Below are 25,775 nucleotides of genomic sequence, written 5' to 3' on the forward strand. Positions count from 1 at the left end.
CCCATAAAAAAGCCCACATCAAAGGATGTGGGCAAGGGGATGTGCGGAGCAACGCACGAAGTTCGTTAAAGCCGGGTACTGCATTCAGCCGTTGAGCATGTTGCTTTCCAGTTTCTCGGAACTGGCCTTGGCTGCAGGCAGTGAAGCGAAAGGGCCGCTGACGGGCTCGCCGTTGTGCATCAGATACCAGCAGGCCAGCAGGCCGCGTTCTCTGAGTGTGGCTGGTACGGCGCTGCCAACTACTGACATGATCTGAACCTTGTTCATGGCTGTCTCCATCAATCGATGGCGCTACTTTACGCAGCCATCGTCTCTGGTAAAAATCATCGCTCTCGATAGTGGTCATTGATGAGCGCGAGGTTCCCAAGCCTTGACGCTCCACCCCCGACTCATGACAAAGAAACGAAAAACCCCGCCAAAGCGGGGTTTTTTTGTGGGTTACCAGTGACCGCGTGGCGGGCCATAGTAGGCTGGCGGCGGTGCATAGCGACGGTAGTAGACCGGTGGCGGAGCCGGGTAGCGTTCCACAACCTCATAAGCGGGTGCCGGCTGGTAGTAAACCACTGGCGGAGGAGGTGGAGCGTAGTAAACCGGCTGCGGTTGAACATAGACCGGCTGGCGCTCTACATACACTGTCCTGTCACGGCTGGACGAAACAGCCGCTCCAACCACGGCAGCGCCAACGATTGCGCCCAGTACGGCGGGCCCACCCCAGCCACGATCAGCGTTGGCTTGACCTGCCAGTGCCAGGGCACCAATAAACAAGGCAATTTTGGGGATATGACGAATCATGACTGTTCCTCGCTCTCAACCCGTTGTCGCGGGCCTGCATTACGCTCAAGCACTGCCACGGGATAACTCTAAGACATCGTAATTTGAGAAAACTGCGAAGCCGTTAGGTAAATTTTGTGTAAGGGGGCTGGCGATGTTTTGTGTGGCTTGTCCATCGCGAATCTGTGGAGCGATTCTACGCCTGCACCGGGGAGTTAATCCAATACCGTTTGGGGGAAAGGTGTAGATGAGAGAGGCGCGGGTTTGATGTTGGCGACTGGTGCGGGTGGGAGAGTTGCAGAGACTCGTCCAAGCCAAGGCGTCTAAGCGCCGCATTGATATAAAACCAAAGATAGCAAGGGCGAGTTCGGGGGCAGGCTTACGAGCAGGATTGACCTTTGTCATTAGCCGAGTGTTGATTTGTGCAGGAGGCTCCGCTGTGTTCTTGACATCGCGCTGTCGCGCAGCAGACTTAGGAGCGAATTTATTCGCGAAGGGCCTGTGCATCCGTCAGAGATATACAGTTTGAAATACCTTCTCGCGGATAAATCCGCTAGTCCCCTCACTCTAGCCTCGCCAACCGCTCCTCAAGCGCCGCAATCCGTGCCTCAAGTTCATCGATCCGCTCGCTCGATGCAGATGCCGATACCCGTTCCGGCTGGTTTTGCCGTGCAGCCAGCAGTTCCTCCAGGTCGGCCGGATCTCCCAGTGAATGCATGTAGCGATCTTCCCGCTGGCCGGCCTGGCGTGGCAGCAGGGTTGCCAGGCCTCGGGCGATGAGGCGGTCCAGTTGGTGGACGACTTGTTCGCTGTCTTCGAAGTCGTGCATTCGGTTACTGCGTGTCAGCAGTTCGTTGGTGGTTTGCGGGCCACGCAAAAATAGCAGCCCGCTCAGGATCACTTGCGCGGGCACCAGTTCCAGATGCTTGTCGACCTTGTGTTCCCAGCGATCGGCGCGGCTGCCCATGACCAGGCGGGCCAGCCCAAGGTTTTCCAGGGCGCGCAGGCTTTGGCCAACCTGGCCCTGGGTCAGGTTCATCACCGGGTCGCGGCTGGTTTTCTGGTTGCAGGCAATGACCAGGGCGTTGAGTGTCAGCGGGTAGGTTTCCGGGCTGGTGGCCTGTTTTTCGATCAGGCAGCCGAGAATGCGTACTTCGGTGCTGTTGAGTTGCAGCGCTTGGGTGGCATCGGCTGATTCGATTGAAGAGGATTCGGTGGTCATTACGCTTTCCCTGAGCGATGGCGGGGTGTCAGCCTATGGGCTGCGCTGAATTATATCCAGTGCGCCGCTGGCTCGTTGTGTGGAATGGAAAAAGACTCGCCATCTTTCCTGAAGAGCATGTCTATAATTCCTGACTTTCACTTTCAGGATTTGTCATGTCTATTTCCCTGTACGCCGCTTCCGTTCCTGTATTCCAGCAAATGCTCAACGCGCTGAATGACGTTCTGGTCAAAGCCGAGGCCCACGCTACCGAGAAGAAAATCCAGCCTGAAGCCCTTCTGCAGGCGCGTCTGTTCCCGGACATGCTGCCTTTCACCCGTCAGATCCAGATCGCTGTCGACTTCGCCAAGGGCGCTTCGGCTCGTCTGGCTGGTGTCGAGATCCCAAAATACGAAGACTCCGAAACCACCTTTGCCGATCTGCAAGCCCTGATCGCCAAGACTCTGGCCTTCATCGGCAGCATCAAGGCGCAGGATGTCGACGGCAAGGAAGGTATTGAAGTCGTCCTGCGTCCTGGCACTGACAAGGAAAAACGCCTCAACGGCCAGGCTTATCTGTTGAGCTATGCCTTGCCGCAGTTCTTCTTCCATGTCACCACCGCTTACGACCTGCTTCGCCACAATGGCGTGGAAATCGGCAAGCGCGATTACATGGGCAAGTTTTAAGCTCAGTCGGTAAATAGCTTGTTTCGAGCACTCTCGGTAATGGCGACAATGCCGGGGTGCTTGACCTTGCGTTCGACGGTAATGGCATAGAACGACTCGGTGACTGATTCGGTCTGGCCAATGATCTGCACGTCATATTGGTTCTGCACTTCATCGGCGATCACGCTGGGGGCGACGAACACGCCGCTGCCGGATTTGCCGAAAGCCTTCATCAAGGCGCTGTCATCAAACTCGCCGATAATCCGCGGCTGGATTTTCTGTTCGGCGAACCAGCGCATCAATCTGCCGCGCACCACAGTGTCCTGCCCAGGAATCAATAGCGGTGCGCCATGCATGCTCTGCGGAAAGTCTCCCCACAGATTTTCAGCGACGCCTCGGGTCGCGAAGAAGCTGACACCGCATTCTCCCAGTTTCTGGTTGTAGCCTTTAATGTCCAGATGTGGTGGCATAGGGCTGTCAGAAATCACCATGTCCAGTTTCTGGATTGCCAGGTCGGCCAGCAGGCGTTCGAGCTTGTCTTCGCGGCAGGTGATGCGAATCGACTCTTCGAGTTCCATGGTGGGGGCGATCAGGCGATAGACGATGGATTTGGGGACGACATCTGCAACGCCGATGCGAAACAGGATCTGTTGCTCGTCGGGCTGTGAGCGCAGCATGGTTTCCAGCTCATTACCCAGTTGGAACATCTGTTCGGCATAGGGCAGTGCCAGGCGACCTGCTTCGGTCAGTTCCAGTTGCCGGCCTACACGGCGAAAGAGATCGACGCCCAGTGTCTCCTCGAACAGGCTGATCTGGCCGCTGATGGTCTGGGGCGTGAGGTTCAATTGTTCGCAGGCGCGCACGATACTGCCGGTCTTGGCCACGACCCAGAAATAGTGGAGTTGGCGATAGTTGAGCATAAAGATTGCCGATTCGGTAAAACCGAAGTATACACCTTGAAAAATCGAATTTTTCTGATGTTTCCATGTCCCTAGAATGCTTCGCTGACGCCGGACCAAAGGTGATGTCCGGCCTTGCTTATCGAGGGAAACATGATCAAACCCATTTACGCCGCATTGCTGACATGTTCGCTGGTTGTAATGGCGGGCTGTGACCAGGTTGAAACATCGACCAAACAGATTCTGGATACGGCTGCCAACACAGCCAAGCAGGCGATTGACGATACCCATGAAGCTGCAACCAAGGCGCTTGAAGATACCCGCAAGGATCTTTCGGTACTTGAACCCAAGAAACAGCCCGAGTCTCCCGAAGAGAAGTCTGGTAAAGAAATCTAACGCTTAATATTGGCTCAAGCAGGACACGATCTATGGAATACCTTTTGGAACTCGCTACAAGTCCCGCAGCCTGGATTGCCTTGGCCACGCTGGTGGTGATGGAAGTCGTATTGGGTATCGATAACCTGATCTTCATCTCCATCCTGACCAACAAGTTACCTGAGCATCAGCGTGCCAAGGCCCGTCGCCTGGGTATCAGTGCGGCCTTGATCATGCGTCTGGGCCTGCTCAGTACCGTGGCCTTCATTGTCCAGTTGACCGAACCTGTGATCGAAGTACTCGGCCAGGCGTTCTCCTGGAAGGACATGATCCTGATCGCGGGTGGCCTGTTCCTGGTCTGGAAAGCGACCACTGAAATCCATCACAGCATGGACAGCAAGGCCGAGCAGGAAAAGACCATCGGGTCTGCTGTGACGCTGAGCATGGGCGCGGCGATCTTCCAGATCCTGCTGCTGGACCTGGTGTTCTCCATCGACAGTATCATCACTGCGGTGGGCATGACCGAACACTTGCCGATCATGATTATCGCTGTGGTGTCTGCTGTGATCGTGATGATGGTGGCTGCCAACCCGTTGGCCAAGTTCATCAATGACAACCCGACGGTGGTGATGCTGGCGCTGGGCTTCCTGATCATGATCGGTATGACACTGATCGCTGAAGGTTTTGGTGCCCATGTACCTAAAGGCTACATCTACGCCGCCATGACGTTCTCGGCAGCGGTTGAGATCCTCAACATCCTGGCTCGCAAGGCCAAGCGTAAAAAGGCTGCTGCTGAAGCTGCCAACGCCTGATACCTGGGGCGGTAATGTAAAAAATGGTCGGCCCTGTAATGGGGCCGACCATTTTTCATTTCATGGACGGTAATCAGTGGGCTGTTGCAGGCTGTCTTTTTTCCAGCCGGACCACTGGGGTCGGTCGCACCGGACGAGGATGATGGCGGCGAGAAATTCGCAGAACTCCCCAAAGCATGGCACCTGCAACCATCAGCCATGCCATGATCAGCATCACGATTGTCATTTCCAGGCTCATAAGCGCCTCCGCATTTGCTGCATCTTCTTGCTGTCTGAATAACTGACAGTCTAGTCCCTCACATGTTTCGATTAATTGACGGCTATGATCGATTTGATCTATCCAGACACTCTGACTGCGTGAGAAGGCTATACCCATGCCTTGCGCGGCTCTATGATCGACGTCCGAGTCAGGTCGCGTGTTGCCTGACGCCAGTTGAAGTGAGTGAAAATGCTGCCGGTATCCTTTTTGTTCAACGCCGCCAGATCCCGGCGGTCATGGGTGATTGCCCTGGCACTGAGCCTGGCCGCCTGCGCTTCGATGGTCACCCCGCAAATCCAGCGTCTGCCGGATCGGGTCGAACTCAACTCCGTGCCGTTCTTCCGGGGCAATGCCTACCAAAGCGGGCCGGGCGCACTGGCGAGCATGCTGTCCAACCATCAGGTGCTGATTACCCCCGGCCTGCTCGACAAACCTCTGCAATTGCCGGGCGGCGAAGGCCGTCTTGAAAGCAGCATGCAGAACGTGGCGCGCCAATATGGCTTTGTGGTCTACCCCCTCGATGGTGAGCTGCACGCTCTGCTGGAGCAGGTTTCGGCGGGATATCCGGTGATGCTGCGCATGTCCGAAGGCTCGGCCTGGTGGAAAGGGCCTCGCTATGTCGTGCTCGTTGGCTATAACCGCATCAAGCAGACGGTGCTGTTGCAGGCGGGCATGAACCGTCGGCAGATGATGAGCTTTGGCAGCTTCAGCTCTGCCTGGAAGGATGCGGGTAGCTGGGCTGTCCTGATTCAGGGGCCTAGGCAACTGCCTGCCAATGTGGATCAGCAGCGCTGGCTGAAAGCTGCCAATGAAGTGTCCCTGGCGGGACAGGAGCAGGCGGCGGGTGAGGCGGTCAAGGCGTTGGCGCGCCAGGGTGTTAAATAAGTTTGGCCTTGCAGAGTGAAAACCCCGATATAGGCGGTTTTCACTCTGAAGCCGAGTATCAGAAGCCCAGCCTGTCGCGCAGGCTGTAATACCAGGCACCCAATGCCGTAAGCGGTGTGCGCAACAACTGGCCACCGGGGAAGGGGTAGTGGGGCAGGTCAGCGAATGCATCGAATCGCTCGGCCTGTCCGCGCAAGGCTTCGGCGAGCACTTTGCCTGCCAGATGGGTGTAGGTCACGCCATGCCCGCTGCAACCCTGAGAGTAATAGATGTTGTCGCCCAGGCGCCCGACCTGCGGAAGTCGTGACAGGGTCAGCAGGAAATTGCCGGTCCAGGCGTAATCGATCTTCACATCCTTGAGTTGCGGGAAGGCCTTGAGCATCTTGGGACGAATGATGGCTTCGATATTGGCCGGGTCGCGGGCGCCATAGACCACGCCACCCCCAAAGATCAGGCGCTTGTCGGCGCTGAGGCGGTAGTAGTCCAGCAGGTAATTACAGTCCTCGACGCAGTAATCCTGAGGCAGCAGGGATTTGGCCAGCTCTTCGGTCAGCGGTTCGGTGGTGATCACCTGAGTGCCGCATGGCATCGACTTGGCCGCCAGTTCCGGCACCAGATTGCCCAGATAGGCATTGCCGGCCACGATGATGAATCTGGCCCGGACTTTCCCTTGTGCCGTATGCACGACCGGGTTGGCGCCACGTTCGATACGGATCGCCGCCGATTGTTCATGGATGACACCGCCCAGCGATTCCACGGCAGTCGCTTCGCCCAGCGCCAGGTTCAGTGGATGGATATGGCCGCCGGTCATGTCCAGCATGCCGCCGATATATTGCTCGCAGGCAACGACTTCGCGGATGCGGTTTTTATCCATCAGCTCCAGATGCGAATGCCCATAGCGTTCCCACAAACGCTTCTGAGCTTCCAGATGCGCCATCTGCTTGTTGGTCAGGGCTGCGAATACGCCGCCGTCCTTCAGGTCGCATTGAATACCGTAACGGGAAACACGATCTCGAATGATCGCCGCGCCCTCGAATGCCATCTGCCCCAGCAGTTGCGCCTGTTTGGGGCCTACGCTGCGCTCGATGACATCGATATCGCGGCTATAGCTGTTGACGATCTGCCCGCCGTTACGGCCCGAGGCGCCAAAGCCGACCTTCGCGGCCTCCAGCACGGTGACTCTGAAGCCATGCTCAAGCAGGAAGAGGGCGCTGGACAACCCTGTATAGCCTGCGCCGATGACGCATACGTCCGTCTCCACTTCACCCTGCAAGGCAGGACGTTCCGGGACCGGATTGGCTGATGCGGCGTAGTAGGACTGCGGATAGAGCGTGTTCGCCATCCTGAAGCTCCGTTTAAAATTCTTGACGAGTGCCGTGATCCTACCCCAGTTAAAAAACCTCTGCCAGCCACGGGATAAAACATATTTACCTGCGCAGCACCTAAAAGCGTTGCGAATTCATAGGCTTAGCTGAAAAAGAGATTGACAGGCCAGCCAATGTCCGTAGAATGCGCACCCACAGCAGGCACGTAGCTCAGTTGGTTAGAGCACCACCTTGACATGGTGGGGGTCGTTGGTTCGAGTCCAATCGCGCCTACCAAACAAATCCGCTCTGCTGGGCGGTGAAGAAGGGCGATCCGAAAGGGTCGCCCTTTTTTCGTTCGACCGTGAAGTGCATGATGCCGGTTGTCTATGGGTATTGCGCCAGAGCTTTATGTCTAGAGTCGGATTACAACATATATGGTGCTCTCCTTCTGAATGTTGTAATCGCTCAGGCTTCTCTGATCTTCAAGCTGTTTCCCGGCAAAGATAAGCCTCTGTGCTTCGGGGGAAATGCCAGATTTATCCTGAATCTTGCATTTCACGTTACTGATCGTATCTGAGGGTTCAACATCCAGTTCCCAGAGTTCTCCGGTCAATTTCTTTGCATAAATAATCATTTCGTCACCTGGCGTGAATGGCATAGGAGACGCGAACAGGAGTGCCTTGAACGTGTTCGTGCAGATAGCTACATTCGCTTGCGCGCGTGCGTACAGATTAAAAGTGGGGGGAAATGACGGGAACTGACAGAACTGTCAGCGCCGTGCGCTTTCAGACAGTTGGCTTGATGCCCTTGCCGGAGCTTGCGTCTGATGGCATGTACTGAATTCAGAGCTAAAAATTTGAATATATCAGTGGGTTACTGCAAAAATCCGTTGACACCTTTTTCAATATCCGTAGAATGCGCTCCCACAGCAGGCACGTAGCTCAGTTGGTTAGAGCACCACCTTGACATGGTGGGGGTCGTTGGTTCGAGTCCAATCGCGCCTACCAAACAAAATCCGCTCTGCTGGGCGGTGAAGAAGGGCGATCCGAAAGGGTCGCCCTTTTTTCGTTCCTGAGAAAACGTTCACAAATTACAGGCAGTGTTCACAGAAGGCAACGTGAACAGAAAATTTGGCCAGTGGTGAGCGTTCACACATCATTCACAGTGACGTTCACACCAGCGTTCACACAAGAAATTGTGAACGACCTAGCCTAACCAATTGATTTCAAAGGCTGGAACACCTTCTTGTTAAGGTGGTGCTCATTGTTCGTGCCTCACAATGGCAGGCTTCTAACCAACTGAGCTGCGTGCCTGCTGTGGGGCTGTGAGCTAAGCGCCTGTGGCACTCAAGCTAATGAGTTGTGTACGCATGAGAGAAGCGGACAGTCAGTGCATGTGTCTGTTTAGTGGGAAGGTATGCCTTCATTTCTGGCTGGGACGCTATGAGCGCATAAGGGGAGGCGGGGGTGTGGGGGTTAGTGCTATCTATGCAATGCTACGTATTATTTTCTAGAAAAAACTCTGTAGCTGCATCTAGTGAAAATTAAGGAATTGAGAATGTTTAAGGGAATATATTGGGCTTGGAAAGGTAAGTCGTTCGGTAATGAAGTGGCAGATTATCTGGGTGTTAATCGTAGATTGTATCATGGCGCTATGGAAGAGGGTGGTTGCAGTCAGCACATGTTAAGGTTGTATCATTTGCGGTCTCAGGGTGTTGCTCTGGAAGAGGTTGCATACCATTCGTGCGACTATTTATCACTCGGTCTTCTTGGTTTAGAGCGTCGCTTCGGTAAGCAGAAACTTATTAGCCAGGCCCAAGAGAATATAAACCGATTTCTATTAGCTAAGGCTAATCTTGACTTACGTTCTTCTTGAGCGTATCTTAATGCCTTCGGCAAACGGGCCTGCCTAGCTTCACAGGTAAACTGTATGTGCCAGTAGGGTGCACCTCAATGTTAGTAGTGTCATAGCGTAGCCTTCAATGGCGTAGTGGTGATATGAACGCTAAGAGGACAATGGGAGGATGGTTAGTAGAACTCCCCAGTGTGGAAACGCATTGAGCACCCTAAGAGGGCATAGGTACAGTTAGAGCTTAACGCTCTCTTTGATTCTACTATGCCTTTAATTCAAGGGGAGAGTTGAATGCAAGAATCAACGCCTGAATTAACAAGACTTATATTTAAGTCAACTTCTGCATTCCACCCTTTAGGGTTGCTATGTAATTTTCTGCTACTTTCTACGATTATTGCATCAATCATGATTGCCATATTCAAAGGCAAGGTGGTAGGCGCTTTATTATTGGTGCTCTCAGCGTTTGTGATTCGAGCGATAGTCATGTGGGTGTTGAGGCTTTATCTGTTTCGTAAGTATAGATAGAAAAGTGGTGGTTGTGCTCTGAGGTTAATGCCTATCACCTCAATTAATAAATAATTCTACGGCTTGACTAGAGCCATACGCTTAACATCTGCATCAAACTCATTGTCTATCTTAGCCTTAATATTAAGATACTTTTCTACGTCTGCTTTTTTAGGGCGTCCCACAGGTCGGGCCATACCAGCAAGCTTAAGCATTTCCTTCACTGCTACAACGTTACCATTGATAAGCTCAACCTTAAGTTGCTCCACCGACTTGTCAAACCAGTAGAGTCTATGTTCTTCTTTCCAGCCTTGAAGCTCGGCATGGCTATCTAGAAGGGAGAGGCTTACGCCTATCTTCTCTGCTAGCTCAATGTGCGAGAAGGCTTCGATATATTCCTTCTTGTATATTTCTTTAATATTCATTTTTTTTCTCTTGAGGGTAGTGGTTGGCTTTCAGCAGGAGTCACTGCGTGACGGCAGAAGCAAGAGCACGCCACGGAGTGGCAACGCATCAAAGAGAAGGGCAAAGGCACTGGTAGGTGTTCCGCTTTTGATCTTTTTTTTAATGCGTGCTCTTTTCGGCTATGCCGAAGTTGCTTTTGATTTCAAGTATAAGGAAGTTGTTTGTAATGTATCTGAGCATAATTGATAGAAGGACTTGTCTTCTATTTATAAATCTTTAAGGGAGCGCCTCTGTAGGTCGCGTAAATCAAGGGCTAATTCTAATTTGGTGACAAAGAATTGCCATTTTCTTGTCACTAAACTTCTAGCCAGTTTTCTAGTAGTTTTCTCATTCGCTCGCTGGCTATCAGTAGATTCATATCGTTGTGTGTTCTGATTGAACCTCTGAATATGAATTGCAGGAGAAAGCCTAGGGCATATCTCTCTGAGTCAATCTCTATCCCCAATGTCTTGTAATGCTGGATGATGATTACGTTAGGGTAGATGTTGTATGCGTAGATGCAATTGATTCGATCTGCAAATTCATTGGTTGCTCTGGTGTTCCAAGGTATGAAGGTTCTATGTTTGGAATCGTCATTACCTTCTAGGTCAGTCTGCCAGCGCTTATGTGCCATTACTTTAAGTTTTTGGTAAGGAGAGGAGCCTATAGGCGCAGTCCAGAAATATGAGCCTTTAGGCATTACCTTCTGTCTGGTGTTCTCCAGGCTAGCCCCAAAGGTTTTTAGTGTTTCGTCACTTGCGTTCTCAAACCAAGAGTAAGAGAAGGTATGTGGTGCATACATACCCTTACTGTCAGTCTGTATGTCTAAAACTTTCTTAGGTGTATTGATGATTTTCAGTTTCTGCTTGATGATACGCTTTATCTCATTCTCAGAGCGTAGCTCGGTAGGGTAGTGATAAGCATATTCAAGGTCGTTGATCTTCAACCATGCAGCCATTAGGCTACCTTCAAACAGGTATGTCAGAATGGTAGTGGTCTTGGCTGCATTGATAACGCAAGGTGGTGTGCGCGCAATGAAGATAGTATCTCCATATAACCATAGGGAGCCTGCATCGCATTTGTTTTTAACTGACAGATCGCGACCTTTATAGTTGGGGTATTTGAGGTGATTCCACTCAACCCTGCCATTTTCAGCGATGTGTATCATGCCAGCCTCAGCTAGCGCTGTAATGTCTTGCGGGTGATACTCCTTCCACACCTCAATCATGTCTATCGTTTCGTCTATGATTAGATGGTAGTCATTTTCGTAGATGATTTGGATAGTGTCCTTGTCTATGTCTTCAAACAGAGCATGGGTGCATGCAATGTTGTGACCACAGGAGAGAAGGGATTTTAAGTGAGAAGACTTGCTAAGGCCGCTGGTTCCGGGAGATTTAAAGTCTAAGTTTGGTAGCTCTAGCTGGATGCGTCCTTTGGTTTTGCCGTCTCCTACTTCTGATAGGTAAGGAGAAACGAATAGCCAGCGTTTTTCTTTGTTTTTCTTAATGTGGTCAAAGACCCAAGTGGTTTTGCCTGCACCGCATACAGCATCTATAATAGTTACCAAACGTTACTCTCTCTATGGTTTTTTGTATGAGTAATCACACCTTGTAGTTAGGGCTAACTGCTGGTGCTTCATTAATATACTTCTCCGTCTGCCAAGTTAAATGGCCTACAGCTTGCAAAGACATTCTATGCTTTAGAGCTAATGCGTAGATAGCGTCAGGATTACCCTTGGCCGTCATTATTTCTCTAACTACCTTGCGCTTAATCTTAATGGGGATGATAGCTCTGAGGGGGGATTGGTAGTTAGGTATGAGGATGAAGTCTTCTTCTGAATTTAATTGAGCCATATCATGGCGCCTATGATAAGTATAGCTATGGTAAGTAAGATTATGCATGTTGCATGCATGATGATTGCTGTAATAGCCCAGCTTGTACCCGTATTCATTTCTTGGGCTTAAGTCTTTCTAGTTCGTCAACAACGTTGTGTAGAATAAAGGCTGTAGTAAATACACCTTCCAGCTCAGGGCGAGGATTGATGCAGAGGAAATTACCTCTCTGATTCATCTGGTATTGAACGCCCTTGTAGGTTTTAATCTCACCTACAGGGCTGTCGTTCTTCAAGGCAACAGCTTTAATAGTTTTCTCTAGCTCGGCCTTGCGATGTTCAAGGTATTGTCGCTCACCTTCTGATCGGTAACAGTTCATTGCTCAGCCCCCAGTCGTTTATAAATATTGGCTTTGATAGCCTTCATTGCGTCAGCTTGATTTTTTCCTGTAGCCGCTGGTCCGCTAATGATGCTTTTGTTTACACCTTGAAAATGTCCATTCTCGTCGTAGATGTTATTGTTAGGCTCGGTGTTCTTGCGTGTTTGTCTGGCTGCCTCAATGGCTGCTTGGGCATTAATCCCCTCTCGAATGAAAGGGTCATCTCTGTAGAGGCGCTGTAATGTTTGCTCTTTGATCTGTTTCATCATTGCTACAGCGTCCTTGGAGTTGTCAAGGCTTCGTAAAGTCTTAGGTTTCTCTGATAGCTGCCAACCTGAGTTCTTTGCAATCTCTTCGATTTCTTCGACACTGCGTCCAGTTTCTTGGGCAATGGTTACTAGGTCGTTGTGGGTATAATTCATACTGTGTTTCCTTCTTAAAATGTAATGGTCCGATACTGGAAAGGAGATGTTTGATTCGGTCCAGACTTTCTACGCTCTACCAGACCTGATTTAATCAGGTGTTTAATCACGCCTTCTACAGAGCGACGGGAGAGAGCAGATGCTACACAGAAGTCATTACCTGAGATGGTAGACCAACCTTCTTGGTCGGCTTGGTTACGCACCATCAAGTAGATGATCTTCCTTGGAAATGTATTAAGCTGCTGGTGTTGGATTGCTACAATCTGTTCAAGTGTTATGCTCATTGCTATTGTCTCTTTGGTTTTATGAAGGGCTCTCCTTGTTGTGTTTCCCATGGATGTCTAGAGTTTACGGCTCGTAATATTATCTGGGTGAAACCACAAGTTGTCTCTATCTCATAACTTGTATGAAAATAGAAAGCTGGGAGAGGTTGCTGCTCGGAGTTACAGTCTGGTTTGGTGTGGGAGTTGAGGAGGTGATTTTAATAACTGTGCCTGATTTTTGGAGGGGTGCCTAAAAATGTAGCAGAGATATTTTCTCTACTAGTAATATACTAGAGTGGTTTTTTAGGAAATTTGCTGCATGCAAAAATAAATTATTTTTCGATAGCAATGGCTCAAGCATACTCATGGTGAGTTTGTTGTGGTATGGCTGGTGCCTATAAGTAAGCCTGTTGGGGAGGTGCTGTGTATAAAGTTATAGTCTGGCGAGGGCGGTTCCTTACGCCTCGCCAGAGGGCTTGTAAGGGCTCAATCAATTAGATGGAGAACGTCCTTGGCATTCAAGTGAGAGTATCTGGCTACCGATCTCGTATCTCTGTGCCCCGACACAATCATTATCTGAGCATTGTTAAAACCTTTCTTGGCTACATTGGTTATTCTTGTATGTCTCAATTGGTGCAGTCTTACACTACTGTCTAAGTTGGTTGCGATACGTGCCCGCCTGATAGCCTGTGAGACGCTACGGGGCGCTACAGTGAATAACCTTCCTTTGGGTATGCGCTCAGCTACAGCACGCCTCATAGCTTCTCTGAATAGCTCTACAGCACGAAAGGTAAGAGGAACAGAGCGTGTCCCATTTTTCCCATCTACAACATCCGCTATACGTTGATCCAGATGCAAGCAGTTAACTGTCAGCTTCAATATCTCCGAACGCCTCATGGCTGTTTCATATGCGAGTTCAGCTATCAACCCCATGGTAGGTGACAGCTCATTGAGGATTATGTGTAGCTCACCAGTGGTCACTACCTTGTCACTCGACTTTCCTGGCTTTGGCAGGACTATTTCCTGTACGGGGTTAGCTATGTCTATCAGCAAGCCCCGCTTTGCATATTTGAAGAACCGAGAGAGGAACGCTAGCTGATGCCTACAGGTAGCAGCCTTCACTGTCTGTAAGCGTCTCAGCTTGAAGTCATTAATCATTTGAGGGGTGATTTCATGGATGGGCTGGGGGAAGGCTTGAGCAAGCTGCTCAACAATCTGGATGGCATGGTCATAGCTGCCCTTGCCCTTGAGGTGGGACTCACAATAGGTCATGCCTAGCGTGAGTATGGTGTGATGCTTGTGGTCCTTGTGAATCGCTTCCTGTTTGTCAGCCCATGCCTGAGCCTCAGCTTGAGTAGGGAAGGTGGCTGATTGAGCAGGTCTGCCCTTGATACGTACCTGAGCATTCCAGTTACCAGAAGGAAGGGAACGGATGTTAGCCATATTTGACGCCTCATAGTGTGAATGGGCGTTCTCTCAGGGCCTAGAACCACAAGGGCTATAGACAGCAGGCTGCCTTCTTGACATGGTGGGGGTCGTTGGTTCGAGTCCAATCGCGCCTACCAAACAAAATCCGCTCTGCTGGGCGGTGAAGAAGGGCGATCCGAAAGGGTCGCCCTTTTTTCGTTTGCGCAGATTGAAACCCGACCCTATTTGGGCCGGGCAAACGATTTGACGATGGATTTGGTCGCTGTGCTTGCCTTGAGGTCGCTGATGTTTCCCGTCGCGAGCCATTTGCAGGCGGCAATCTCGTTCCGTGGCGAGGGCTCGCTGGAGGAGGGGATCACGGCTGTGAATATGTGGTGAATGACCCGATCCTTTTCGTATTCATCCACATACATGAGGTCCAGGTTTTCAAGGCCCGTTTCCTCACTCAGTTCGCGCACGGCTGCCTGGGCTGGCGTTTCTCCCGCTTCGATCCTGCCGCCGGGCAATGCCCATTTCGATTTTGGTTTGCGAACGTAGAGGATCTGGTCGTCACGCTTGCAGATGACTGTTGCTCGTTCTTTCATCTTTCCACCTGTTAACGTCCAGTCATTCTTGATATCTGCACGCTTGCCCTGAAACTTGAATCTGTTGAGATAACAGAATGCAATGTCATAAAAATGTAATAAAAAGTTAATCTTTCACCAAGCACAATCGGTGCCAGAACGCTTGTTGAAAAAAGAATAGTCGGGGCATAACGAAAGAGCCCGGCGCAGGACCGGGCTCTTGTCAGGCAGTGGGGGCTTTTACATGAAGTCGGACACAGGGATATCCTGCGCCATTTTGCGGTAGGTTTTTTCATCGGTGGCAGCGAGCAGGCTTCTGCCGTCCTTGAACGTTGCTACAAAGGTTATTTCTTTCTCCTCGCTCGCCAGAAGCATGCCAGCGGCAGCTCCCACGGGACCTAGCATCAATGCGCCTGCCAGACCGAATCCGATGGTGTCATCCATTTTCCTGTTTGACGCTTTGCTGGCAATTTCCACTGACTTGATTTCGTTCTGCTTGAAACAGATTCCAGGCCATGGAAAGAGGGGGGTTACAAGAGTAATGGTGCCAGAGCGGTATTCCCCATTACCTTGAAGAAAATCACCCGCTAAAACATTGATCTTAGCCATGTGTGTTTCCCCGTCGTTTCATCCAGCACCTATTGCGCGCCCCATAAAAGGGCGTGTCAACAGCGGGAAGTGATGGATAAGGGCTTTATGATGAATGGTTTGAGGAAGCGTGCAGTTATTTGCAGCAAGATATTTCAAGGATGAGGTTTGTTGTTTAAATGCGCTGAATCGAGACTTTTTGTCATATGCCCTGATGATAAAACAGGCTGCCCGATCCTGCCGGACAGCCTGAATGTCCGCTATCAGGCAGCAGACGCTTCCTGCTTCAGAGTGGCCATGTCGATCACGAAGCGATATTTCACGTCACCCTTGAGCATGCGCTCGTAGGCGTCGTTGATGTCCTGCATGGCGATGATTTCGATATCCGAAACGATGCCGTGCTCGGCGCAGAAATCCAGCATTTCCTGGGTTTCCTGAATGCCGCCTATCAATGAACCGGCCAGGCTGCGGCGCTTGAAGATCAGCCCGAACACGGCCGGTGATGGGTGAGGCTCCGCAGGGGCGCCGACCAGCGTCATGGTGCCGTCACGCTTGAGCAATCCCAGGAAGGCGTCGAGATCGTGAGGTGCAGCGACGGTATTGAGAATGAAGTCCAGGCTGTTGGCCTGTGCTGCCATTTCGGCAGGGTCTTTGGAAACCACGACTTCATCGGCGCCCAGGCGCAGGCCATCTTCACGCTTGTTGGGCGAGGTGGTGAACAGCACCACATGCGCGCCCATGGCGTGGGCAATCTTCACGGCCATATGACCCAGCCCGCCAAGGCCGACGACACCGACCCGTTTTCCTGGCCCGACTTTCCAGTGGCGCAGCGGTGAGTAGGTGGTGATGCCTGCACAGAGCAACGGAGCGACAGCAGCCAGATTGTCGCTGTGGGAGATGCGCAGGACGAATTTCTCCTTGACGACGATATTGTCGGAGTAACCGCCAAAGGTGTTTTCGCCACCAAAGACCGGGCCGTTATAGGTGCCGGTAAAACCGCTCTCACAGTATTGTTCTTCACCTTCAGCGCAGGAGGCGCAGTGTTGGCAACTGTCGACCATGCAGCCGACGCCCGCCAGGTCTCCTAACTTGAAGTTCTTGACGTCGGCACCCACAGCGGTGACCCGGCCAACGATTTCATGGCCCGGCACCGAAGGGTAGAGCGTGTTGTGCCATTCGTTGCGTGCGGTATGCAGGTCCGAGTGGCAGACGCCGCAGTACAGAATATCGATCTGCACATCGTCAGCACCTGGGGTGCGGCGTTCAAAGCGGTAAGGTTTCAGGGTGTCGGACGGTTCTTTTGCGGCGTAGCTGTATGTCTTGACCACTGCGATCACCTTTGGAGTGGGGTTGAAAGAAACCGGAAGCCAGCATAGCTGTTGATCAGGCTTCGAGTATTGCAATGTGACCGGGTTTGACTTGCTGAATGAACCGATAGTGCCGGGCGCCGTCAGCTTTTCTGATGGGCTGAGGCCTTGATACGCTCGGTAATACGTATTTTCTTGTGTTCAATCGCACTTCCTGCTTGCCACCATTGGGGGCTGCCGATGAAGATAGCCGCAGTCAGCTTCAGGATTTGGTGTTTTTCATGCAGGTTCCCCCTTTGTCCCCAGACTTGTACCAGTCCACTGATGACTCTTGTGCTGTATCACCTGCACCTTCAGATGAAGACTCCGTGGAAGCCTTGCTGCGCGAGGCGAGAAGCCGCATGCCCAATGTGGCATGGGCGGCCTACGGTGCCGGGTCACACAAGCGTCTGCTGGGGAGCGGGTGTGTACAGGCTGACTGGCTTGGGGAAATTGCCTGTGACGGTTTCGATGACTTCTGTCGCTCGCGGCAGTTGCATCGCTGGGTCATGGGGATGGGCGAAGCGGCGCTGGGCTGGTTGCTGGCGCCCCTGTCCGAAGCCGATAACCCGCAATTGGCCGATCTGGCCCTGCGATTGGGGTATCTCTTGCAAAGTGCTGCTCTGGTCAGGGCGCAGAATACCCAGCGCGTCCTTTATGAAATCAGTCATCTGGCCAGTTCGACACGGGACCGTAGCACCTTCCTCAAAGGCATCCATAAACAGCTGGCGACTCTGATCGATGCCGAGAACTTCTATCTGGCGCTGTACGACGGCCAGCGAGACAAGATCACTTATCCCTATTACATCGATGTAGCCGACCACGAAGCGCTGGAGCCGGAGAGCTTCGAGTATCTCGACCGCTCACGGCTATCCATGACGGGCTATGTCCTGACCACCGGCCAGCCGATGTTCATTGATGCCATCGCTATCAGGCAGGCTCAGGCTCAGGGGCGCGTTTTCTGCGAGGGGCGTCATCCCGAGTTCTGGATGGGCGCACCGCTCAAGAAGTCATCGGACGAAGTCTTTGGCATGCTGGCCATGCAGGTCTACGACGTCTCGCGGATTTACAGTGTCGAAGACCGTGCGCTGTTTCTGGTGGTTGCCCGGCATGTGGCGATGGCGCTGGACCGGATTCTGCACCGGGCCGACCTGGAACATACGGTGTTGCTGCGCACCCAGCAGCTTTCGGCCGCCAACGATGCACTCAGGCAGGAGGTGGCAGATCGCGAGCGGGCAGAGCACCTGCAGAGTGCGTTGTTCCAGATTACCGAGCTGTCCAGCCAGCCGGGCGATATGGCAGAACTGTTCCACAGCCTGCATATGATCGTCGGCGAGTTGCTGGTGGCGTACAACTTCTATATCGCCCTGTACGACAGTTCTACACAAGAAGTGACCTTCCCGTATTACAGCGATGAGCGACTGGCGACGCCTCCCAGGTCGCGGCGGGGGCAGCGTGGCTTTACCGAATATGTCATCCGCCAGCGCCGTCCTTGCCTGATCGATAAAGAAGATGCTTACAAGCTGGAAAGGGAAGGTGAAATCGAGATTCAGAATGAATCCAATCGTTCGTCATCCTGGTTGGGCATTCCCCTGTTCGAGGGGGACGATGTACGAGGCGTGCTGGCGGTGCAGAGCTATTCGCAGAACGTCAGCTACACCCTGCGCGATCAGGAGTTGCTGACCTTCGTCTCTCGCCATATCGATACGGCCTTGTCCCGGCGTAGCGCTGCCGAGGCGATACATACCGCTAATCTGCGCCTTGAGGCACGGGTTCAGGACCGTACCCGTGAGCTGGATCTGGCCAATGCCCGGCTTCAGCATGAAAACTCCCATGACTCACTCACCAGCCTGCCCAATCGCAGCCAGTTGCAACAGCGCCTGAAAGAAGCCTGGCAGGCTTTCAATAAACATGACCAGCAATTGGTGGTCATGTTTATTGACCTGGACCGGTTCAAGGTCGTCAACGACAGCCTGGGCCATCACTTTGGCGATATCCTGTTGGTCCAGGCGGCTGCGCGGTTGCGCAGCTGTATCCGCGATTGCGATCTGCTTGCGCGTCTGGGGGGCGATGAATTTGCTGTGCTGGGGATCGGTGCGCCGCTGGCTGTCGGGGTCGGGATTGCCGAGCGCATTCTTGAAGCGTTCGACCTGCCGTTCTTTATCAGCGGCCATTCGGTCTTTTCTTCGTGCAGTATCGGTGTGGTCGGGGCTGATCGTCAGTTTCACCAGGAGCCAGCCGATTTGCTGCGTGATGCGGACACGGCTATGTACCGGGCCAAGAATGGTGGGCGTGACAGCTTTGTCGTGTTCAATCAGGAGTTGCGTCGCGAAGTCTCGGACCAGGTCGAGCGCGAAGGCGCATTGCGCAAGGCGCTCAAACATACCAACGAACTGATTCCGTATTTTCAGCCCATCATTTGCGTCAACACCGGCAAGCTGCTGGCGCTTGAAGCCTTGATCCGCTGGCGTCAACCCGATGGTCGGGTCATCGCTCCCGGCAGCTTTCTGCCAGCTCTGGAAGGGTTTCGCCTTATCGGGCGTCTGGACCTTTACATGTTGCAGCGGGTGATTGCCATTCTGGCTGATCCGGCCAATGCTCACTGGCCGCCGGTGCATGTGAACTGCTCCAGTTACAGCATCACCCGTCCCGAGTTCGCCTCCGAAGTACTGGCCTTGCTGGCGGAATACGACGTTGCGCCTTCGCGGCTTTGCCTGGAGCTGACCGAAGGCGCGCTGGTGGCAGATCCCGAGCAGGCTCGTCAGTCCATGAAACAATTGGCTGACAGGGGCATGTCGGTGGTGCTGGACGATTTCGGAGCGGGCTTCTCATCGCTCAGCTATGTGCATCAGTATCACTTCAGCGGCTTGAAGATCGACAAATCCTTCATTCTGGAGCTGACGACCAGCGCCAGAAGCCGGGCCATTGTGCGCGCTATCGTACGAATGGCCGAGTCGCTGGATCTGACGGTGGTGGCCGAAGGGGTTGAAGACCGCGCTACCCTGGAGCTGCTGCGCGGTATGGGAGCGGGGCAGGCTCAGGGGTATCACTTTGCGATGCCGTTGCCTCTGGAGCAGCTCGACCTGAACAAGGATATCGAGTTGGGCCAGCACTGGAACCAGACCGGCAATGACTTGCCATGACCGGCATTGTCTTTCCTTTCCTGTTAGGCTTTTGGTCGGGCCTCTGTAATAAAGTCCTTATTAATCAGTCGATTATATTTTGTTGAGAGGGCTGGCACTGGTTTTGCTGCGAAAGGGGCGCACCCACCGCAGGAGGTGAAAGATGATTATCAACAACGGCACGCTCGAAGGTCTGGTTTCCAGATTCGTCGGGCGCAAGACAGTGGATGAGGTTTCCCAGAACTCATTCAGTACTGTTGCGGCTGCTGAGAGTCTGGTTCCGGCAGTCACTCCGGTGACCGCCAGGGCAGACAGTTCCGCATCTCAGGACAGTACCAAGAGCAACAATGGGTATGACGAGTCTTTTGCCCGGATGATGTTCAACATCAAGACCCTGGCCGAGAAAACCCTGTCCGAGGCGACTGCCGACAGCGATAACGGTTTTATCGCCTCGACCGGCTCAACCAGTGCAATCAATACGGGTACTCCGACTGGCTCTGTTCAGCAGGAATTCATGGATTACATGAAGCAGTCTGCCGAAGAGAAAATGCGTGAAAAACTCACTGGCGTCAGCAAAGAGGAATACGACGCCATGACGCCTGAAGAGAAACTGGCTCTGGACAAGAAAGTCCAGGAAGCTCTCAAGGAGCAGCAAACCGCTGCCGTTGATGACATCAATGCCAGAATCAACGGCATCAAGGCCGGGATGGTTGCGTAGCGTATCTTTCGCGAATGAATTCGCTCCTACGCGGGTGTAGGAGCGACTTCAGTCGCGAAAATCACGCCAGCTGATGCCGATACGGCAGATCCGGCCCCACCTTGGTACAGGTCAGTGCCGCTGCCCTGACGGCAAAGCCGAGCATTTCATCCAGGGTTTCCCGCGACAGTGATTCCAGGCTTTGCGCGTTGTCCAGTTGGCGTTCGCTGAGGAACGTCAGCAATGCTGCCTGAAAGGTATCTCCTGCGCCCACCGTATCCACGGTCTTGACGCTTTGTGCCGCCACCGACCAGTTTCCGTGTTGCCGGGTAAAAATGCTGGCACCTTCCGAACCCCGGGTCAGGACCACCAACTGGCAGCGCTTGTTCAGCCACTCTTGCGCAATGCTTTGCGGGGTGCTGTCCGGGTAGAGCAGGTGCAGGTCTTCGTCGCTGACCTTGATGATATGCGCGTGCTCGGCAAAGGCGTGGATCCGGGTGCGCCAGCGCTCTATATCCGGCTCCGGATTGAGCCGCACATTCGGGTCCAGGGTGATCAGACGGTTGTTGCTTTCCCGGGCAACCAGCGCCAGCAAGGTATCGGCGACCGGCTGCACAACCAGTGAAAACGAACCGACATGAATGCCGCGCACTTTTTCATCCAGTGTGGGCAAGTGTTCCAGGCGCAGTTGCCGGTCGGCACAGCCTTCGCCCCGGAAACTGTAGGTGGGCGAGCCATTGGCACCGACTGCGACCATGGCCAGGGTCGTAGGCGCTGCAAAGTCGATCAGGTAATCGGGGTTGACCGCTTCCTGCTCCAGCACCGCCCGCAGGCGCTGTCCGAGATAATCGGTGGACAGCCCGGCAAAAAAGGCCGCTTCGACCCCCAGACGGCGTAAACCTATCGCCACGTTGAAGGGGGAGCCACCGGCAATGGCTTCAAGGCCCAGCCGGTTGAGCGAGCCGTTGTCGTCCGCTCGGGTAAAAATGTCAAAAAGCGCTTCGCCGCAGACAAGAAACATAGGTGCTCCGTGAAAGGGCAGGATCAGGCTGCCCGCAATTGATCTTGATAACGTGAATAGACTCGCTCGTAGGCGGCCACGTTCTCCTGGACTGGATGGGTTTCGCTATCTGGATCAAGCCTGACACAACGTTCGCAAAGTGCTTGCAGATCCGCTGTCTGCCCATGCTCGCCAGACCAGCACCAGGCCGCCTGAATCGCCGCGCCCAGTGCTGCCGCTTCGGCGTATTCGGTGCAGATGACGGGAGCATCCATGATGTCGGCAATCATCTGCCGCCAGATGGCGCTTTTCGAGCCGCCGCCGATCAAACGGATGGTCTGGCTCTTGATACCGCTGGCCCGCAGCAGGTCCAGCCCGTAGCGTAGCCCGAGGCTGGTGCCTTCAACCACGGCCCGGCACAGGTTGGCCTGGGTCAGGTTGGTGCTGTTCAGGCCCAGAATGCTGCCGGTGGCATCGGGGAGGGCGGGGACCCGCTCGCCGTTTAGAAACGGCAGCATGAGCACGCCCTCCGAGCCAATCGGTGCCTGGGCTATGGCCTGATTGAAGCCTTTGATATCCAGCGCGAACAGCTCGCGAATCGCACTGGTGGCATTGGTCAGGTTCATGGTGCAGATCAATGGCAGCCAGCCATCGGATGAGGAGCAGAAGGTTGCCACCGACGCTTGCTCGCTGACAAATGCCTGATCGGCAAAGGCGTAGATGGTGCCTGACGAACCGAGGCTCATGGTAATCAGGCCCGGCTGGATATTGCCGGTGCCGATGGCTCCCATCATGTTGTCGCCGCCACCGCTGGACACCACCGCTTCGGGATTCAGGCCCAGCCGCCTGGCGACTTCATCCCGAATCGTGCCGACCTTGTGTTGCGCCGGCAGTAGTTCTGGAAGCGCCTTGCCCAGGCGGCCGGTCGGGTCGATATGCGCCAGCAGCGGCAGATCCCATTCCCGGCTGCGAACATTGAAGTAGCCCGTTCCCGACGCATCCCCATAGTCCGTGCAGCAACGCCCGGTCAGCCAGTAATTGAGGTAATCGTGAGGCAGCAGGATCTTGTCGATGCGCCCGAACAGTTCCGGGTGCTGCTCCTTGGTCCACAACAGCTTGGAAACCGTATAGCCCGGTGCAATGACCAGCCCCAGACGTTGCAGCGAACCTTGCTCGCCGCCCAGATAATCCAGCAGACGCTGGTTCTCGGGAGTGGTTTCGGTGTCGCACCACAATTTGGCCGGGCGCAGCACCTGGCCCTGAGCGTCCAGCAGCACCAGACCGTGCTGCTGGCCCGAAACGCCAATGCCCTTGATCTGCTGGCCTGAAATGCCAGCCTGTTTCAGAGCGCTGCGGGTCGCCTGTTCCAGCGCGTCCAGCCACTGCTGCACATCCTGTTCGCGTCGGCCATGGGCGTTGCTGATCAGGCTGTGCGGGGCTGAGCCTTCGCCCAGCACCTGACCGCTATCAGCATCCAGAACGATGGCTTTGGTACCTTGGGTCCCGCAATCGATTCCAAGAAACATGGTTGCCTCTCAAGGGCTGTTGGCCAGTATTTTTTCCAGTGTGCCGCTGACTCCCAAGTCCCGCAGGTTATTGAGGTTCTGCTCAAAGGCTGCGACGAACTCGGCGGAGCGGGGGATTGCCAGACCAAAGATTTCTTCCACGCCCAGCAGCCGCTGAGTCAGCAAAACATCGTCGGCCACCAGCGCCTGACAGAAGTCAGCCCGTGGATCGGGAATCCTGTAGGTCGTGCCGTTCTCGTCCACGCCCTTGAGGTACAAGGCCCAGGCAGCCACCACCAGTGATGCGCGCTCCAGATTGCCCTGATCGAGAATCAGCCGGTTAATGGTCGGAATGGTGAACTTGGGGAATTTCGACGAGCCGTCCGAACACACACGCTCCAGTTGATCGGCAATCGCCTGATTGGAGAAACGCTCGATCAGCGTGTCCTTGTAGCCTTCCAGATCGATGCCTGGCACCGAAGCCAGCTGCGGGGTGACATCCAGGTCCATATAGGCCCGGATATAACGCACGAACAGCGGGTCGTTCATGGTTTCGTGGACGAAGCGGTAACCCTTCAGAAAACCCAGGTAGGTCAATGCAAGGTGGCTGCCGTTGAGCAGCTTGATCTTCATTTCTTCGTAGGGCGTCACGTCGTCGGTGAACTGTACGCCGACCTTTTCCCAGGCCGGGCGGCCATTGACGAACTTGTCTTCCAGCACCCATTGCACGAACGGCTCGCAGACCACTGGCCATGCGTCGTCGATATGCTTTTCATCGGCCAGTTTCAGGCGGTGGGCCGAGCTGGTCATGGGCGTGATGCGGTCGACCATGGCATTGGGGAAGCTGACGTTTTCGGCAATCCAGTCATGCAGGTCGGCATCGCGCAGGGCAGCAAAGGCCAGCAGTGCCTTGCGGGTAACGGCGCCGTTGTGGGGCAGGTTATCGCAGGACATCAGCGTAAAGGCCGGTATGCCCGCAGCACGCCGACGGGCCAGCGCGGCACACAGAAAACCGAATACCGTGCCGGGCGTATTGGGGTGGGTCAGGTCGTGGCGGATCTGCGGCAGGTGCGCCATGAACTGGCCGTTGCTGTCATCGATGCAATAGCCGCCTTCGGTAATGGTCAGCGACACGATGCGGATGTCCGGGCTGGCCAGTTTGTCGATCAGGGCTTGAGGATCGTCTTCGGCCAGCAGCATGCCGCTGATGGAGGCGATGATCCGGGTTTCAGTGTCCGGCGTGTCGCCCAACTCATACAGGGTGTACAGATAGTCCTGGCCGGCCAGTGCATCGCGCACGGCCCGGTCTTCGGGGCGCAGGCCGACGCCGCAGATGCTCCAGTCCAGACCTTCACCGCTGTTCATCAATGCATCGGTGTAAAACGCCTGATGTGCGCGATGAAATCCACCGACGCCAATATGGGCAATGCCCTGGCGGGTTTCGCTGGCAGAGTAGGCGGGGCGGGCAATATCGGCACCCAGTTGCGACAGGTTCTGTTTGTTCAGTTTCATGTCAAAGGCTCTCCAATACGTTAGGCAGCGACCGGCAAGGCCTTGGCAATGACCAACCCCTGATCGTCGAACAGATGGCAGTGGGCGCTATCGAGATGCAGGTTCAGGGTTTCGCCGTACTGGCTGGCCAGATCGCCACGGATACGCATGGTCAAGGCTTCGCCCGAACGGGTGCGGACATGGCAATAGGTATCACTGCCCAAGCGCTCGCTGACATCGGCGGTGACTTGCAACTGACACTCGTCACTCTGGGCAATGTTCAGATGCTCGGGACGGATACCCAGCGTGACCGGAGCCCCGACACTCAAGCCGGCACGGCTTACCGGCAGGGTGATGCGTGTACCGGCATCCAGTTCGACTTCGCAGTCCTGGTTGTCGACGCGGCTGATCCGGCCCTTGAGAAAGCCCATTTTCGGCGTGCCGAGAAAACCCGCGACAAACAGGTTGGCCGGATGGTGATACAGCTCCAGTGGCGAGCCCACCTGTTCCACCTTGCCGCCATTGAGCACCACCACCTTGTCGGCCAGAGTCATGGCTTCGACCTGATCGTGGGTGACGTAAATCATCGTTGCCTGTAACTCTTTGTGCAGGCGCGACAGCTCCAGCCGGGTCTGTACCCGTAAAGCAGCGTCAAGGTTGGAAAGCGGTTCGTCGAACAGGAAGATTTTCGGGTTGCGCACGATGGCCCGGCCAATGGCGACCCGCTGGCGCTGACCACCTGAAAGCTGCTTGGGTTTACGCTCCAGCAGTGGCCCAAGCTCCAGGATGCGTGCGGCTTCATCCACTTTCTTCTTGATCTCGGCCTTGTCGCCGCCCGCCAGGTCCAGGGCAAAGGACAGGTTCTTGCCCACGGTCATGTGCGGGTACAGGGCGTAGGTCTGGAACACCATGGCCAGGTCGCGCTTGGCCGGTGTGACCTGGGTGATCTCGCGGCCATCGAGTTCGATGCTCCCCGAGGTGACTTCCTCAAGCCCGGCAATCAGGCGCAGCAGGGTGGACTTGCCGCAACCCGACGGGCCGACAAAGACCACGAACTCGCGGTCCTTCACATCCAGATCGATGCCTTTGATGATCTGATGGCCGTCGAAGCCTTTTTGCAGATTTCTGATACTGAGATTAGCCATGCTTGACTCCGTTTTTATTCT

Annotated in this window: 29 protein-coding genes and 2 tRNA genes; 9 read left to right on the top strand and 22 right to left on the bottom strand. The window is 54.2% G+C overall.

All coding sequences use genetic code 11. From position 1 onward, the window contains the following. Positions 1-84: 84 nt before the first annotated feature. The 3 genes from JL015_RS18990 to JL015_RS19000 all read right to left on the bottom strand — a co-directional run bounded on the left by JL015_RS18990 (position 85) and on the right by JL015_RS19000 (position 1,993). Entirely contained in the window at positions 85-267 is a 183-nt protein-coding gene (locus JL015_RS18990) for a hypothetical protein (protein ID WP_201019531.1), read from the bottom strand. Between the two features lie 171 nt (positions 268-438). After that, positions 439-792 carry a hypothetical protein gene (locus tag JL015_RS18995; RefSeq protein ID WP_025259829.1) on the bottom strand — a complete coding sequence of 118 codons (354 nt, stop codon included), beginning with the start codon at positions 790-792 and terminating at the stop codon, positions 439-441. 541 nt (positions 793-1,333) lie between these two features. Beyond that, positions 1,334-1,993: a YceH family protein gene (locus JL015_RS19000; RefSeq protein ID WP_201019532.1), complete on the bottom strand. Its 660-nt coding sequence runs from the start codon at positions 1,991-1,993 to the stop codon at positions 1,334-1,336. 155 nt (positions 1,994-2,148) lie between these two features. Between JL015_RS19000 and JL015_RS19005 the strand changes: the two genes are divergently transcribed. Continuing rightward, positions 2,149-2,658: a DUF1993 domain-containing protein gene (locus tag JL015_RS19005; RefSeq protein WP_201001977.1), complete on the top strand. Its 510-nt coding sequence runs from the start codon at positions 2,149-2,151 to the stop codon at positions 2,656-2,658. Between the two features lie 2 nt (positions 2,659-2,660). On the opposite strand, the gene nhaR is transcribed toward JL015_RS19005, so the two are convergent. Continuing rightward, complete coding sequence (gene nhaR / locus JL015_RS19010) at positions 2,661-3,557, bottom strand: transcriptional activator NhaR (protein WP_201019533.1); 897 nt, start codon at positions 3,555-3,557, stop codon at positions 2,661-2,663. 132 nt (positions 3,558-3,689) lie between these two features. Here nhaR and JL015_RS19015 point away from each other — a divergent pair, with 132 nt between their 5' ends. Together JL015_RS19015 and JL015_RS19020 are read left to right on the top strand one after the other, a co-directional pair. Beyond that, positions 3,690-3,932, top strand: coding sequence for a hypothetical protein (locus JL015_RS19015; RefSeq protein WP_201019534.1), 243 nt, complete (start codon positions 3,690-3,692; stop codon positions 3,930-3,932). Positions 3,933-3,964: 32 nt separating this feature from the next. Further along, a complete protein-coding gene (locus tag JL015_RS19020) occupies positions 3,965-4,723 on the top strand; it encodes a TerC family protein (protein WP_201019535.1) in 759 nt (252 codons plus the stop codon). A gap of 73 nt (positions 4,724-4,796) precedes the next feature. On the opposite strand, the gene JL015_RS19025 is transcribed toward JL015_RS19020, so the two are convergent. Both JL015_RS19025 and JL015_RS27750 read right to left on the bottom strand, forming a co-directional pair. Next, a complete protein-coding gene (locus tag JL015_RS19025; protein WP_201019536.1) occupies positions 4,797-4,961 on the bottom strand; it encodes a hypothetical protein in 165 nt (54 codons plus the stop codon). Positions 4,962-5,089: 128 nt separating this feature from the next. Beyond that, positions 5,090-5,269: a hypothetical protein gene (locus JL015_RS27750; RefSeq protein WP_236124047.1), complete on the bottom strand. Its 180-nt coding sequence runs from the start codon at positions 5,267-5,269 to the stop codon at positions 5,090-5,092. A gap of 7 nt (positions 5,270-5,276) precedes the next feature. Between JL015_RS27750 and JL015_RS19030 the strand changes: the two genes are divergently transcribed. Continuing rightward, on the top strand, positions 5,277-5,867 hold the full coding sequence (locus JL015_RS19030; protein ID WP_374063445.1) for a peptidase C39 family protein: 591 nt from the start codon (positions 5,277-5,279) through the stop codon (positions 5,865-5,867). Between the two features lie 58 nt (positions 5,868-5,925). Here the strand turns inward: JL015_RS19030 and JL015_RS19035 are convergent, their stop codons facing one another. Further along, the gene (locus JL015_RS19035) at positions 5,926-7,209 is read right to left on the bottom strand and encodes an NAD(P)/FAD-dependent oxidoreductase (RefSeq protein WP_201019538.1); all 1,284 of its coding nucleotides are present in this window, start codon (positions 7,207-7,209) and stop codon (positions 5,926-5,928) included. Between the two features lie 182 nt (positions 7,210-7,391). Here JL015_RS19035 and JL015_RS19040 point away from each other — a divergent pair. Then, a tRNA-Val gene (locus JL015_RS19040) sits at positions 7,392-7,468 on the top strand. 118 nt (positions 7,469-7,586) lie between these two features. Here the strand turns inward: JL015_RS19040 and JL015_RS19045 are convergent. Beyond that, positions 7,587-7,808 (bottom strand): ubiquitin-like protein, encoded by a 222-nt coding sequence (locus tag JL015_RS19045; RefSeq protein ID WP_025259836.1) that lies wholly within the window; start codon positions 7,806-7,808, stop codon positions 7,587-7,589. A gap of 296 nt (positions 7,809-8,104) precedes the next feature. Here JL015_RS19045 and JL015_RS19050 point away from each other — a divergent pair. Continuing rightward, positions 8,105-8,181: transfer RNA gene (locus JL015_RS19050), tRNA-Val, on the top strand. 550 nt (positions 8,182-8,731) lie between these two features. Further along, positions 8,732-9,049, top strand: a complete 318-nt coding sequence (locus JL015_RS19055; RefSeq protein WP_201019539.1) for a hypothetical protein — start codon at positions 8,732-8,734, stop codon at positions 9,047-9,049. A 557-nt stretch (positions 9,050-9,606) separates the two neighbouring features. Here JL015_RS19055 and JL015_RS19060 read toward each other — a convergent pair. The 10 genes from JL015_RS19060 to JL015_RS19110 all read right to left on the bottom strand — a co-directional run bounded on the left by JL015_RS19060 (position 9,607) and on the right by JL015_RS19110 (position 16,776). Beyond that, a complete protein-coding gene (locus tag JL015_RS19060) occupies positions 9,607-9,954 on the bottom strand; it encodes a hypothetical protein (protein ID WP_201019660.1) in 348 nt (115 codons plus the stop codon). Positions 9,955-10,289: 335 nt separating this feature from the next. After that, positions 10,290-11,540, bottom strand: a complete 1,251-nt coding sequence (locus JL015_RS19065; protein ID WP_122321277.1) for a hypothetical protein — start codon at positions 11,538-11,540, stop codon at positions 10,290-10,292. Positions 11,541-11,574: 34 nt separating this feature from the next. After that, positions 11,575-11,826 (bottom strand): hypothetical protein, encoded by a 252-nt coding sequence (locus JL015_RS19070; protein ID WP_122321279.1) that lies wholly within the window; start codon positions 11,824-11,826, stop codon positions 11,575-11,577. Between the two features lie 94 nt (positions 11,827-11,920). Further along, positions 11,921-12,184: a hypothetical protein gene (locus tag JL015_RS19075; RefSeq protein WP_122321281.1), complete on the bottom strand. Its 264-nt coding sequence runs from the start codon at positions 12,182-12,184 to the stop codon at positions 11,921-11,923. Continuing rightward, the gene (locus JL015_RS19080) at positions 12,181-12,606 is read right to left on the bottom strand and encodes a hypothetical protein (RefSeq protein ID WP_122321283.1); all 426 of its coding nucleotides are present in this window, start codon (positions 12,604-12,606) and stop codon (positions 12,181-12,183) included. The genes JL015_RS19075 and JL015_RS19080 overlap by 4 nt, the downstream gene beginning before the upstream one ends. Positions 12,607-12,620: 14 nt before the next feature. Then, positions 12,621-12,890 (bottom strand): hypothetical protein, encoded by a 270-nt coding sequence (locus JL015_RS19085; protein WP_122321285.1) that lies wholly within the window; start codon positions 12,888-12,890, stop codon positions 12,621-12,623. A gap of 465 nt (positions 12,891-13,355) precedes the next feature. Continuing rightward, complete coding sequence (locus tag JL015_RS27755) at positions 13,356-14,312, bottom strand: tyrosine-type recombinase/integrase (protein WP_236124051.1); 957 nt, start codon at positions 14,310-14,312, stop codon at positions 13,356-13,358. A gap of 206 nt (positions 14,313-14,518) precedes the next feature. After that, a complete protein-coding gene (locus JL015_RS19100) occupies positions 14,519-14,881 on the bottom strand; it encodes an NUDIX hydrolase (RefSeq protein ID WP_025259837.1) in 363 nt (120 codons plus the stop codon). Between the two features lie 219 nt (positions 14,882-15,100). Next, positions 15,101-15,469, bottom strand: a complete 369-nt coding sequence (locus JL015_RS19105; RefSeq protein ID WP_201019540.1) for a hypothetical protein — start codon at positions 15,467-15,469, stop codon at positions 15,101-15,103. Between the two features lie 242 nt (positions 15,470-15,711). Next, positions 15,712-16,776 carry an NAD(P)-dependent alcohol dehydrogenase gene (locus JL015_RS19110; RefSeq protein ID WP_201019541.1) on the bottom strand — a complete coding sequence of 355 codons (1,065 nt, stop codon included), beginning with the start codon at positions 16,774-16,776 and terminating at the stop codon, positions 15,712-15,714. 260 nt (positions 16,777-17,036) lie between these two features. Between JL015_RS19110 and JL015_RS19115 the strand changes: the two genes are divergently transcribed. Together JL015_RS19115 and JL015_RS19120 are read left to right on the top strand one after the other, a co-directional pair. Next, complete coding sequence (locus JL015_RS19115) at positions 17,037-19,937, top strand: sensor domain-containing phosphodiesterase (RefSeq protein ID WP_201019542.1); 2,901 nt, start codon at positions 17,037-17,039, stop codon at positions 19,935-19,937. 142 nt (positions 19,938-20,079) lie between these two features. Then, positions 20,080-20,634 carry a hypothetical protein gene (locus JL015_RS19120; RefSeq protein WP_201019543.1) on the top strand — a complete coding sequence of 185 codons (555 nt, stop codon included), beginning with the start codon at positions 20,080-20,082 and terminating at the stop codon, positions 20,632-20,634. 61 nt (positions 20,635-20,695) lie between these two features. Here JL015_RS19120 and JL015_RS19125 read toward each other — a convergent pair whose 3' ends face one another. The 4 genes from JL015_RS19125 to JL015_RS19140 are packed head-to-tail and all read right to left on the bottom strand — an operon-like array spanning position 20,696 to position 25,754. Next, positions 20,696-21,634, bottom strand: coding sequence for a carbohydrate kinase family protein (locus tag JL015_RS19125; RefSeq protein WP_201019544.1), 939 nt, complete (start codon positions 21,632-21,634; stop codon positions 20,696-20,698). A 23-nt stretch (positions 21,635-21,657) separates the two neighbouring features. Next, the gene (xylB, locus tag JL015_RS19130) at positions 21,658-23,139 is read right to left on the bottom strand and encodes a xylulokinase (RefSeq protein WP_201019545.1); all 1,482 of its coding nucleotides are present in this window, start codon (positions 23,137-23,139) and stop codon (positions 21,658-21,660) included. A gap of 9 nt (positions 23,140-23,148) precedes the next feature. Next, on the bottom strand, positions 23,149-24,630 hold the full coding sequence (locus JL015_RS19135; RefSeq protein ID WP_201019546.1) for a mannitol dehydrogenase family protein: 1,482 nt from the start codon (positions 24,628-24,630) through the stop codon (positions 23,149-23,151). Positions 24,631-24,650: 20 nt separating this feature from the next. Further along, positions 24,651-25,754: an ABC transporter ATP-binding protein gene (locus JL015_RS19140; RefSeq protein ID WP_201019547.1), complete on the bottom strand. Its 1,104-nt coding sequence runs from the start codon at positions 25,752-25,754 to the stop codon at positions 24,651-24,653. Between the last annotated feature and the right edge of the window lie 21 nt (positions 25,755-25,775).

This window comes from Pseudomonas cichorii, from assembly GCF_015471405.1.
Lineage (GTDB): Bacteria > Pseudomonadota > Gammaproteobacteria > Pseudomonadales > Pseudomonadaceae > Aquipseudomonas > Aquipseudomonas serbiensis.